At 66.5% G+C, this 11,301-nt stretch carries 12 protein-coding genes; 10 read left to right on the forward strand and 2 right to left on the reverse strand.

The genetic code is table 11. From position 1 onward, the window contains the following. Positions 1-72: 72 nt before the first annotated feature. Positions 73-642 carry a DUF1802 family protein gene (locus tag WEB06_02085; protein ID MEX2554401.1) on the reverse strand — a complete coding sequence of 190 codons (570 nt, stop codon included), beginning with the start codon at positions 640-642 and terminating at the stop codon, positions 73-75. Between the two features lie 26 nt (positions 643-668). Between WEB06_02085 and WEB06_02090 the strand changes: the two genes are divergently transcribed. The 10 genes from WEB06_02090 (at position 669) to WEB06_02135 (ending at position 10,753) form a co-directional block, all read left to right on the forward strand. Then, a complete protein-coding gene (locus WEB06_02090; protein ID MEX2554402.1) occupies positions 669-1,499 on the forward strand; it encodes a site-2 protease family protein in 831 nt (276 codons plus the stop codon). 20 nt (positions 1,500-1,519) lie between these two features. Beyond that, entirely contained in the window at positions 1,520-2,662 is a 1,143-nt protein-coding gene (locus tag WEB06_02095; protein MEX2554403.1) for an ATP-binding protein, read from the forward strand. Further along, positions 2,659-3,444: a tRNA (adenine-N1)-methyltransferase gene (locus tag WEB06_02100; protein ID MEX2554404.1), complete on the forward strand. Its 786-nt coding sequence runs from the start codon at positions 2,659-2,661 to the stop codon at positions 3,442-3,444. The genes WEB06_02095 and WEB06_02100 overlap by 4 nt, the downstream gene beginning before the upstream one ends. A 211-nt stretch (positions 3,445-3,655) precedes the next feature. Continuing rightward, positions 3,656-5,404 carry a proteasome ATPase gene (arc, locus tag WEB06_02105; GenBank protein ID MEX2554405.1) on the forward strand — a complete coding sequence of 583 codons (1,749 nt, stop codon included), beginning with the start codon at positions 3,656-3,658 and terminating at the stop codon, positions 5,402-5,404. A gap of 75 nt (positions 5,405-5,479) precedes the next feature. Continuing rightward, entirely contained in the window at positions 5,480-6,964 is a 1,485-nt protein-coding gene (dop, locus tag WEB06_02110) for a depupylase/deamidase Dop (GenBank protein MEX2554406.1), read from the forward strand. A gap of 98 nt (positions 6,965-7,062) precedes the next feature. After that, complete coding sequence (locus tag WEB06_02115; protein MEX2554407.1) at positions 7,063-7,269, forward strand: ubiquitin-like protein Pup; 207 nt, start codon at positions 7,063-7,065, stop codon at positions 7,267-7,269. A 34-nt stretch (positions 7,270-7,303) separates the two neighbouring features. Next, positions 7,304-7,771: an endonuclease VII domain-containing protein gene (locus tag WEB06_02120; GenBank protein MEX2554408.1), complete on the forward strand. Its 468-nt coding sequence runs from the start codon at positions 7,304-7,306 to the stop codon at positions 7,769-7,771. Then, positions 7,768-8,589 carry a proteasome subunit beta gene (gene prcB / locus WEB06_02125; GenBank protein ID MEX2554409.1) on the forward strand — a complete coding sequence of 274 codons (822 nt, stop codon included), beginning with the start codon at positions 7,768-7,770 and terminating at the stop codon, positions 8,587-8,589. Before WEB06_02120 ends, prcB begins: the two co-directional genes overlap by 4 nt. Then, positions 8,586-9,281: a proteasome subunit alpha gene (gene prcA / locus WEB06_02130; protein ID MEX2554410.1), complete on the forward strand. Its 696-nt coding sequence runs from the start codon at positions 8,586-8,588 to the stop codon at positions 9,279-9,281. The genes prcB and prcA overlap by 4 nt, the downstream gene beginning before the upstream one ends. Then, entirely contained in the window at positions 9,278-10,753 is a 1,476-nt protein-coding gene (locus WEB06_02135) for a hypothetical protein (protein ID MEX2554411.1), read from the forward strand. Before prcA ends, WEB06_02135 begins: the two co-directional genes overlap by 4 nt. Positions 10,754-10,758: 5 nt before the next feature. Here the strand turns inward: WEB06_02135 and WEB06_02140 are convergent. Continuing rightward, positions 10,759-11,301, reverse strand: a 543-nt coding sequence (locus tag WEB06_02140) for a prolipoprotein diacylglyceryl transferase family protein (GenBank protein MEX2554412.1), incomplete at its 5' end; no start/stop codon positions are given.

Below are 11,301 nucleotides of genomic sequence, written 5' to 3' on the forward strand. Positions count from 1 at the left end.
GGCTCCATGAGAGTCTGAGATACCGTTTCGATATCTGACGCTCTCACGGACGATGAACTGGGATGCTGAGGGTTAGCCGACCGCGTCTTTGACGCGGTCGGCGGTCGCCCGTACCGCCTCGATCGGAAGCGCGGGCGCTGCGAGCGCGGGCCGGTCGACGCCGACGTCCACCCAAGAGACGCAGCCGCCGAACTCCTCGCGCATCGGCGTCTCGACGACCTGCAACGCCGGGCGGACCTCGACCGCGAGGATCACGAGCGGCTTGCGGGGCCGGAACTCGAGCCGCATCGCTACCTGCTCCTCATCGTACGGATGCAGATCCTTGAGCGACGCCATCCCTTCGGGCCGCCGCACCTCGATGTGCTCGACGACGCGGGCGACGCCGCTCATCTGCAGCATGCCCTCGGGCGGCGGGGTCGCGAGCAGCTCGGTGCACTCGGACGCGAACTCGGGACGGACCTTCTCGGCCATCTGGTGGAAGTAGGTCGGGAAGAGGAAGAACTCGTCGGCCTCGACCCAGAATCCTTTCTCGTCGATGCCCCCCTTGCGGAGCATGATCGACTGTCGTCCCTCGAGCAGCAGCTTGCAGACGAACGCCCATTCCTTCAGCGCCGGGATCGTCTTCGTCAGCTGCTCGCCCATCACCGCGAGAGTAGCATGGTCCTCTCATGCCTCCTCCCGGTTCCGGCAGCCGTGTCCTGTTCCGGATCGGGCCGATCGAGGTCGCCGTTCATGCCAGCTGGCTGATCATCTTCGCTGTGCTCGTGCTGGTGGCCCGCTCGAAGATCGCACCCCAGATCGTCCCGAGAGACAGCGCGTGGATCTTGCCCCTTTCGATCGCTATCGCGCTGCTCTTCTATGCCTTCGTGCTCGCGCACGAGCTGTCACACGCGTTCATGGCGCGCGCGCACGGCCTCGACGCCCGTCGCATCACCTTGTTCGTCTTCGGCGGCGTCGCGCAGATCGGCGCGGAGGCCGAGAAGCCCGGCGACGAATTCCGGATCGCCATCGTCGGACCACTTACGAGCCTGCTGATCGCCGGAGTGCTTGCCGCCGTGTCGCTCATGCTGCATCCGGGGTTCGATCCTGTTCGGGACGCGAGCCTGAGCTTCCTTCCCGGCGTCTGGGGCGTATTGGCGGTGGTGAATCTGTTCCTCGCGGTCTTCAACCTCGTGCCGGCTTTCCCGCTCGACGGCGGCCGCGTGCTCCGGGCAAGCCTTTGGCGAGGGCTCCACGACCGCGCCAAAGCGACGCGCTGGGCGGCCACGCTCGGCAAGGCCTTCGCGTTCGCGCTCATCGGAGCGGGAGGTGCGATCTTCGTCCTCGGGGTCTCACGCGGGAGCAACGCGGATGCGTGGCCCGGTTTGTGGTACGTCCTGATCGGTTACTTCCTCTTCAATGTGGCCGGCAGCGCCGGCCGCCTGGAGGGGGGAGCGGAGCCACGGAAGGGCCCGCCGGGGTCGGAACACGACGAGCCGAACCGTGCGGGGCAAAGATAGCGCCGCTATCGTTGGATGCGATGAAGGTCAAGCTCCGGAACCCCACCCGCGAAGTCCAGGTTCCCGGCCCGACGAGTGTACGCATCCTGCTCGAGCGGCTGCAGATCAATCCCGAGACGGTGCTCGTCATCCGGGAGGCGGATCTGCTCACGCGCGAGGAGCGTCTCGCCGACTCGGACGAGGTCGAGATCCGTCCGGTCATCTCGGGCGGCGCCGGGCGGGGTCCGGCAGGCGCTGCCGCAAAGTGCAAGCGCTGCCGAGCGCCGGCCAAGGTCGAGGTCGCGCGCGCGAACGCCGCCTTCTGCGCCGAGTGCTTCCTCCGCTACGTCCGCAACCAGGTGACGAAGGCGATCGACGATCACGAGATGTTCACCAAGGAGGACCGGCTCCTGGTCTGTGTGAGCGGCGGAAAGGACTCGCTGGCGCTCTGGGACATGCTGCTCGACATGGGATACGACGCCACCGGGTATCACATCGTGCTGTGGACCGGCGAGGAGTACGCGAACGAGTCCCGTGAGATGTGCGAGAAGTACGCGGCCGCGCGCGGCGCAACGCTCATCGTCACGGACCTCAAGGACGACGAGGGGTTCACCATCGAGCAGATCGCACGCGAGGGGCGACGCGTGCCGTGCAGCGTGTGCGGCTTGACCAAGCGATACCTGAGCAACCTGCAGGCCACGCGCGAGGGCTACGACGTGCTCGTGACCGGACACAATCTGGACGACGAAGCCGCGACCTTGCTCGGCAACACGCTCCACTGGCAGACCGAGTACATCGCCCGGCAATCGCCGGCCCTCCCGTCGACGAACGCGAAGCTCTCCAAGAAGGTGAAACCCCTGTACCGGGTGTCCGAGCGCGAGACCGCCGCGTACGCGATCCTCCGCGGCATCGACTACATCGTCGAGGAATGCCCGCTCGTGGCCGGGAACACGGCGCTTCGGTACAAGGACGCGCTCAATCTGATGGAGGCGCGCAGTCCCGGCACGAAGCAGCAGTTCTTCTTCGGCTACCTCGACAAGGTTGCGCCCCTGTTCGCGAGCGAGGACACGGTCGAGCTGCGCGCCTGCAACGAGTGCGGGCAGTCGACCACCGGCGACGTGTGCGCCTACTGCCGCGCGAAGAAGCAGCTGCGCGCCAAGGCGGGCACGAAAGGCACGTCGTGAGCACGCCGTTCGAGCCCGGCGAGCGCGTCATGCTCGTCGACCGTCGCGGCCGTCGGTACATGATCACGCTGCGGCCGGGTGAGCGCTTCCACTTCCACCAGGGCTTCGTCGAGCACGACGCGATCCTCGGCTCGCCCGAAGGGATACGACTCGCCGCGTCTTCGGGCGCGCCGCTGATCGCGTTCCGGCCTTCGCTCGCCGACTTCATCTTGAAGATGCCGCGCGGCGCCCAGGTCGTCTACCCGAAGGACATCGGCATGATCCTCGTCGAGGCCGACATCCATCCGGGAGCGACCGTGCTCGAAGCCGGGACCGGGTCGGGCGCGATGACGCTCGCGCTCGTGCGCGCGGTGGGGGAGCGAGGTCGCGTGATCTCCTACGAGCTCCGCGAGGACTTCGCCGCGAAGGCGCGCTCGAACGTCGAGTCGTTCCTCGGGAAGATCCCCGACGAGCTCGATCTGCGGCTCGGCGACGTCACCGAAGCGGATCTCGACGTCGAGATCGATCGCGTGGTGCTCGACCTCCCCGAGCCGTGGCGCGTCCTGCCCAGGGCGCTCACCGCGATGCGTCCCGGGGCGATGTTCTGCTCGTACGTGCCGACCACCACGCAGGTTTCGCAGACGACCGAAGCACTCCGGGAAGCAGGCCTGGGTGAGATCGTCACCCGCGAGGTCCTCGTGCGGACGTGGCACGTCGAGGGCGCCTCGGTGCGTCCGGACCACCGGATGGTGGCTCACACGGGATTCGTCACCATCGCCCGTTTTTTCGGCTTGGATCGCTGACTCCATGTCGTTGACGCTCTCCGTGGCCGGGAGTAGCGTCAAAAAGTGTCCGGAAGTGTTAACAAGTGATGTTACCGGCAAGGAACTTTTTCGAAGGGCTAATACGGAGGACGAACGCGGACGATAACCCATTCACGGTAGGAACTCGGGTGCGATAATCCCGAGGTCGATCGGGGACTTTCGAGCGAGGGATGTACCAAGGAGGTGTCGGGTGCCGGGTTCCGCTCACGAGTCGGAAGGGCGCCACCTCGAGCGTCAGGTGAACGAGCTTCAGACACAGCTGAAGTTCCTCGAGGAGGAGACGTCGTTGCTGCGCCGTCGCCTCCGCGACGCGCCGGGTCAAGTCAAGATCCTCGAGGACAAGCTCGCCGAGACGCGCACGCAGCTCGCGCAAGCGCTGTCCCAGAACGACCGTCTCGCCTCGACGCTCCGTGAAGCGCGCGAGCAGATCGTCGCGCTGAAGGAAGAGGTCGAGAAGCTGACGGCGCCGCCGTCGGGCTTCGGCACCTACCTCGCGACGAACGAGGACGGCACCGTCGACATCACGACCGGCGGACGAAAGCTTCGCGTCGCCGCGCACCCCGAGATCGATCCGAAGAGCCTCGTCAAGGGCCAGGAAGTGATGCTCAACGAGGCCATGAACATCATCGCTGCCCGTCAATTCGAGGTGTCCGGTGAGGTCGTCCAGCTCAAGGAGATCCTCGACGCCAACCGAGCGATCGTGGTCGGGCACGCGGACGAGGAACGTGTCGTTTCGCTCGCCGACCCGCTGATGACGCAACACCTGCGGGCCGGTGACAACCTGCTCATGGATCCGAAGTCCGGCTACGTGTTCGAGCGCCTCCCGAAGCCCGAGGTCGAAGAGCTCGTGCTCGAAGAGGTCCCCGACATCACCTACGCCGACATCGGGGGCCTGGGCGGCCAGATCGAGTCGATCCGCGACGCGGTCGAGCTGCCGTTCCTGCACGCCGACCTGTTCGCCGAGCACCAGCTGAAGGCGCCGAAGGGCGTCCTGTTGTACGGCCCGCCGGGCTGCGGCAAGACGCTGATCGCCAAAGCGGTGGCGAACTCCCTGGCGAAGAAGATCGCCGAGAAGAGCGGCCAGGAGAACGCCCGGTCGTACTTCCTGAACATCAAGGGTCCCGAGCTACTGAACAAGTACGTCGGCGAGACCGAGCGCCAGATCCGCCTGATCTTCCAGCGCGCGAAGGAGAAGTCGGAGGAAGGCTTCCCGGTCATCGTTTTCTTCGACGAGATGGACTCGATCTTCCGCACCCGCGGCTCCGGTGTGTCCTCCGACGTGGAGAACACGATCGTTCCGCAGCTGCTCTCGGAGATCGACGGCGTGGAGACCCTGTCGAACGTTATCGTGATCGGCGCGTCGAACCGCGAGGACATGATCGACCCGGCGATCCTCCGGCCGGGCCGGCTCGACGTCAAGATCAAGATCGAGCGTCCGGACGTGAACGCCGCCGCGGAGATCTTCAAGATCTATCTGCTTCCGGGGCTTCCGCTGCACGACGAGACGCTCAAGCGTCACAGCGGCGACCGGCAGGCGGCCGTGGGCTCGATCATCGACGCGACCGTGAAGCGCATGTACGACGAGAGCGACGAGAACCGGTTCCTCGAGGTCACGTACGCGAACGGAGACAAGGAGATCCTGTTCTTCAAGGACTTCAACTCCGGCGCGATGATCGAGAACGTCGTGGCCCGCGCCAAGAAGGAAGCGATCAAACGCTACCTCGAGGTGGGGGAGAAGGGCATCAAGGAGGAGGATCTCTTCCTCGCGATCAGGGCCGAGTTCAAGGAGAACGAGGACCTGCCCAACACCACGAACCCGGATGACTGGGCGCGCATCTCCGGCAAGAAGGGTGAGCGCATCGTCTACGTCCGTACCTTGCTCGGGCAGGAGACCGCCGGCCGGTCGATCGAGACCGTCAACACCGGTCAGTACCTCTAGCGCGGTACGGGGATACCATGGTCGAGCCGGCCGCCTGGCCGGCCCCGGCGGTTTTTCGCCTGACAGGGGGAACGGTTGAGCATCCCGAAGGTGATGGGGATCGAGACCGAATACGGGATCACCGTCCCGAACTCGGCCGATTTCAACCCGGTCCTCGCCTCGTCGCTGCTGATCAACTCTTATGCCGCGCAGACGCTCCGCCGCGTCCGATGGGACTACGAGGAGGAGTCGCCGCTCCGCGACGCGCGCGGCTTCGAGCCCGTGCGCGAGGCCCCGGCCCCGACCGAAGAGGACCTCGGCCTCGCGAACGTGATCCTCACCAACGGCGCTCGCTACTACGTCGATCACGCGCATCCCGAGTACTCGACGCCCGAATGCACCAGCCCGCGCCAGCTCGTGATGTACGACAAGGCGGGGGAACGGATCCTCGAGTCTTCGATCGCGCGGGCCACCGAGATCATGTCCGGCGGCGGCCGGATGATCGTCTACAAGAACAACACCGACGGCAAGGGCACGTCCTACGGCACCCACGAGAACTACCTCGTCGATCGAGCCGTTCCGTTCACGAAGATCGCGCACGACATCATGCCGTTCTTCGTGACCCGCCAGATCTTCACCGGCGCGGGCTTCCTCGGCGGTTCCACCCGCGGCGGAGACGTTCCCTACCAGGTCTCGCAGCGGGCGGACTTCTTCGAGGCCGAGGTGGGGCTGGAGACGACGCTCAAACGGCCTATCGTGAACACGCGCGACGAGCCCCACGCCGACCCGGAGAAGTACCGCCGCCTGCACGTGATCATCGGCGACGCGAACATGAGCGAGGTGTCGAACCTCCTCAAGACCGGCACCGCGGCGATCGCGCTGCGGATGATCGAGGACGACCAGATCCTCGAGGACTTGTCGTTCGAGAACCCCGTGCAGTCGCTGCGCGCGATCTCGCACGACCCGTCGTGCAAGCTCACGGTGCGGCTGAAGGACGGCCGGTCCGTGCGGGCCGTGGACGTCCAGTGGGGCTACTTCGAGATGGCCGAGAAGTACTTCGCGGCGCACGACCCCGACCCATGGACGGCCGAGGTCATGGCGCGGTGGGAAGCGGTGCTCACCACGATCGAGTCCGAGCCGATGAACCTCGCCACCCAGCTCGACTGGGTGGCGAAGTACAAGCTGCTCTCGGATTATCGCGAGAAGCACGACCTCGACTGGAGCGACCCGAAGCTGCACATGCTCGATCTCCAGTACCACGACGTCCGCCGGTCCAAGGGCTTGGCTTACGTGCTCGAGCGGCAGGGCCGCCTGGAGCGTCTGGTGACCGACGAGGAGATCGACCGCGCCATCGATGTTCCGCCGCTCGACACCCGCGCGTACTTCCGCGGCCGCTGCCTCGCGCAGTTCGCGAAGCAGATCGCCGCCGCGTCGTGGGACTCGGTGATCTTCGACGTCGGCGCCGAATCTCTGCAGCGGGTCCCGATGCCCGAGCCGCTTCGCGGGACCGAGGCCCACGTGAAGGACCTGCTGGACTCGGTGACCGACGCGAGAGAGCTACTCGACAAGCTTCAAGGCTGAGCCTTCGACGGTCGAAACCGCAGGTAGAGGCGGTATTTCTTTCTCGGTTCCTGTCATAGCCAGCGCGTACAATTGAGCCTGTTGCGAAGGGAGGCCCGATGGCGGCCAAGGGCGGCGAACAGAAGAAGAAGGTTCACAAGCACGGTGGCGACGGCGACGCCGCCGAGGGCGACGCCGGTCAGATCACCAAGAAGGGCGAGGAGATCAAGGAAGAGATCGACGAGCTCCTCGACGAGATCGACTCTGTCTTGGAGGAGAACGCCGAGGAGTTTATTCGGTCGTACGTCCAAAAAGGCGGACAATGAACGCAACTCGGACAACGGCAAGAAGGGGTAGCGGATGCCGCAGGACTCGCTCTTCAGCGCGAAAAAGCGTTGTCCAGACTGCAAGAAGCTGAAGTCATCCGAGGATTTTCCCCGCAACAAGAACTACAAGGACGGCAGGCACCCTTACTGCAAGCCGTGTCACAACGCGCGCGGAAGGGAGTCGAAGGATCGCCTTTACGGGGGCTCTCGCCACTATCACCTCAAGCGTCGCTACGGCATCGGTGCCGCCGAGGTCGATGAACGGATCCGGCAGCAGGGCGGTGTCTGTGCGATCTGTCGCTCACGGCCTGCGGAGCATGTCGACCACAACCACCGCACCGGCAAGGTCCGCGGCATCTTGTGCTTCGGATGCAACGGCGGTCTGGGGCAGTTCCAAGAGAACGCGACCTCCCTTCGGCGAGCGATCGACTACGTGGAGCGAGACGGTTTCGAGGACGACGTGCAAGAACACGCCGCTCCGTACATACTCTCCGTCGCATGAGCGACTGGGGAGCTGATTGGACCAGGGCGGCCTTCGCCCCGAACTCGAACCCCTCGTTCGCCGACCTCCTCAACGGCGCCCAGCCCCAGGCCCTGCCACCGAAAGACCCCACCGGCAAGGAGCCGCTCACCGTCCCCCAAGGCACCACCATCCTCGCGCTGACCTTCGCCGACGGCGTGGTCATGGCCGGCGACCGGCGCGCGACCGAGGGCTACCAGATCGCCGACCGCTACATCGTCAAGGTCTTCCCGGCCGACAACTTCTCCGCCGTCGCGATCGCAGGCGCGGCCGGCCCGGCCATCGACATGGTGCGCCTCTTCCAGACCGAGCTCGAGCACTACGAGAAGGTCGAGGGCGAGGTGCTGAGCCTCGAGGGCAAGGCCAACAAGCTCGCGCAGATGATCAAGGCCAACTTCCCGATGGCGATGCAGGGCCTCATCGTCGTCCCGCTGTTCGCCGGGTTCGACCGCAAGCGCACCGCAGGCCGCATCTTCCGGTACGACGCGGTCGGCGGCCGTTACGAGGACTCCAACTACCACGCGACCGGCTCCGGCGGGAAGGACGCTCGGAGCGCGCTGCGCACGAGCTGGTTCCGCGGCTTGAGCCGCGACCAAGCGATCCGAGCCGCGGTCGAGGCTCTCACCGTCGCGAGCGAGGAGGACGTCGCCACCGGGGGCCCAGACCTCGCGCGCGGGATCTTCCCGGTCGTCGCGACCGTCACGAACAGCGGCTACGAGGAGGTCACCGACGACGCGTTGCGCCCGGTCGTGGCCGACGTGATCGGCAAGATCGCCGCCACGGGGGAGTCGCCGGCATGAGCCCGATGCCCTACTACGTCTCGCCCGAGCAGCTCATGAAGGACCGCGCGGATTACGCGCGCAAGGGCATCGCACGCGGCAAGTCGATCCTCGCGATCGAGGGCACCGATGGGGTCATGTTCGTTGCAGAGAATCCGTCGAGCACGCTGCACAAGGTCTCCGAGCTGTACGACCGGGTGGCGTTCTGCGCGGTCGGCAAGTACAACGAGTTCGAGAACCTCCGCATCGCCGGCGTACGGCTCGCCGACATGCGCGGCTACGTCTATGGACGCGAGGACGTAACCGCGAAGGCGATCGCCAACGCGTACGCGCAAGCGCTCGGCACGATCTTCACCCAAGAGATGAAGCCGTACGAGGTCGAGCTCCTCGTGGCGCAGCTCGGCGAGAGCCAGGAATCCGACGAGCTCTTCCACGTGCTCTACGACGGCAGCGTCACCGACGAGCAAGGCTTCGTCGCGATGGGCGGACACGCCGAAGCGCTGGCCACCACCATGGGCACCGAGTATCGCAGCGGCATGAACTTCGAGGAATCGCTGACGGTCGGAGCGAAGGCCCTGTCCGCCAGCGACCCGAACCGCGAGCTCGACCCGCAGAAGCTCGAGGTGGCCGTGCTCGATAGGGCCCGGCCGCGCCGCACGTTCCGCCGGCTGGAAGACGACGAAGTCGTCCGGATCCTCGCCGGCTCGCAGTGAGCTTCCCGCCGGGCGCGGGGCCACCGCCTCCGCCGCCCGTTCCGCCGCCTCAGACGCCCTGGGGCGCGCCTCGCCCGGAACCCGACCCGCCGGGCCGGCGACCGCCCGGAGGCCCCTCCGGCCCGCCGAAGCCGGCCATCGTCGGCGCCCTGGCCGTCGCACTCGCCGTCTCGCTCGCGATCAATGCCATCACCGCGCTCCGGGTCAAGGACGAGTCCGATCAGCAGGCTCGTCTCCGGGACCGGGTTGCCGAGCTCCAGGCCGAGGTGGACGCGCTCGAGCGCCGCGCACCGGAGTCCGGAGGAACCGTGCTCGAGCGCATCGCGTCGGCGGTCGCGCAGCTCCGTGAGCTCGCGTTCGTGAAGAAGGTCGAGGCGCAGATCTTGAGCGCCGCCCAGCTGCGGGAGCGCGTCGAGAAGCAGTTCTCGACCGACAACCCGCGCGCGGAGATCGACGAGTTCGACAAGGTGCTCACGGCCTTCGGCCTCGTGGAGCCGCAGGAGGATCTCTACAAGATCCTCCTCGAGGTCCAGACCGAGCAGATCGCCGGCTTCTACGACACCAAGTCCAAGAAGCTCGTCGTCGGCGGCGATGCCAACGATCCCACCCCGCTCGACCGTGTGCTCCTCGCACACGAGTACACGCATGCACTCACCGACCAGCATTTCGACCTCACGCGTTTCGACAAGCTTTCGGAAGAGCGCAAGGACGACGAGGCGCTCGCGTACCTCACCCTGGTCGAGGGCGACGCGACCGTGCTCATGGGGAATTACGCGCAGGAGTACCTAACTCCGAGTGAATTGCAGGAGTTCTTCGCGGAGAGCACGCAGGCGCCGAGCGACGCGCTCGACAAGGCCCCCGACGTGATCCGTCGCTCGCTTCTGTTCCCCTACGAGCAGGGCGTCGTGTTCGTCCGGGCGCTGCTCGATAACGGCGGGATCGCGGCCGTGGACGCCGCGTACAAGGACCCGCCGACATCGACCGAGCAAGTGCTGCACGTGACGAAGTACACGGGCACGCGCGACCAGCCGACCGCCGTGACGGTCCCAGACGTGGCGAAGGTGCTCGGGCAGGGGTGGAAGAGCCTCGAAGGTGGAGGCATCGGCGAGTTCGACGTCCGGCTGATCGTCGATCAGTTCATGACGCGAGGCGACGCCGAGCGGGCCGGCGCGGGATGGGACGGCGGCCGCTTCGCCGCAGCCGAATCGGCCACCGGGGTCGTCGTCGCCGCATCGACCGCGTGGGACTCCGAGTCCGAGGCGCGCGAGGCGACCGACATCTTGGGCCGATGGCTGCCCGATCGCTTCGGGAACAAGGGCGGCGACATGCGTCTTGCGGGCGCGGTGGGGCGCGGCTGGGAATCGGACGACGGCGCCGGGGCGGTGCTCCGCGACGGCGATCGCGTCGTCCTGATCATCGGTCCGAACCGGGCGACGGTCGAGAGGGTACGGACCGCCTTCCCCGGGTTCTGATTGGCTCAGGCCTCGGCCGGCGGGGCGGGCGTCTCGATCTCCGGCGCCGGAGCCTTCGGTCCGCGCCGGTTGAGCCGGAGCAGATACGCCGATCCCACCAGGAACAGCGCGAGTGACACCCACTGCGTGCCACGCAACCCGAGATAGAGGTCGGCATCGCGCGCGAAGTCGACGAAGAACCGGACACTGCCGTACCAGGTTGCCGTGAACATGATCAGGAATCCATCCGGTCGCGGCTTGCGCCCGACCCAGAGAACCACGGGAAGCAGGATCAGCGCGTTCCAGAGGTCGTAGAACGCGGTCTGGTGACAGCCCGACACGAAGCAGGCCGGGTTCGGGTCCGGGTGTGCGACGTCGAACGAGGTGAACCGGAAGGCGAACGGCAGGTCGGACGGGCCCCCGAGGTGGTCGCCAACGACGATGTCTCCGATCCGGCCGAGGATCAGCCCGAGCGGAAAGCCCGGAGCGGCGGCGTCCATCACGTGCCAGAAGTTGAGCGCGTGCTTCTTCATATAGGGGTAGGCGGCGACGATCCCGCCGAACACGCC

The organism is Actinomycetota bacterium (genome assembly GCA_040905475.1).
GTDB lineage: Bacteria > Actinomycetota > AC-67 > AC-67 > AC-67 > DATFGK01.

What these genes read in the sequence shown, in the direction of transcription:
- WEB06_02085 (MEX2554401.1), bottom strand. Translation starts at nt 642, where the DNA reads ATGGGCGAGCAGCTGACGAAGACGATCCCGGCGCTGAAGGAATGGGCG.
- WEB06_02090 (MEX2554402.1), top strand. Translation starts at nt 669, where the DNA reads ATGCCTCCTCCCGGTTCCGGCAGCCGTGTCCTGTTCCGGATCGGGCCG.
- WEB06_02095 (MEX2554403.1), top strand. Translation starts at nt 1,520, where the DNA reads ATGAAGGTCAAGCTCCGGAACCCCACCCGCGAAGTCCAGGTTCCCGGC.
- WEB06_02115 (MEX2554407.1), top strand. Translation starts at nt 7,063, where the DNA reads ATGGCGGCCAAGGGCGGCGAACAGAAGAAGAAGGTTCACAAGCACGGT.
- WEB06_02120 (MEX2554408.1), top strand. Translation starts at nt 7,304, where the DNA reads ATGCCGCAGGACTCGCTCTTCAGCGCGAAAAAGCGTTGTCCAGACTGC.
- prcB (MEX2554409.1), top strand. Translation starts at nt 7,768, where the DNA reads ATGAGCGACTGGGGAGCTGATTGGACCAGGGCGGCCTTCGCCCCGAAC.
- prcA (MEX2554410.1), top strand. Translation starts at nt 8,586, where the DNA reads ATGAGCCCGATGCCCTACTACGTCTCGCCCGAGCAGCTCATGAAGGAC.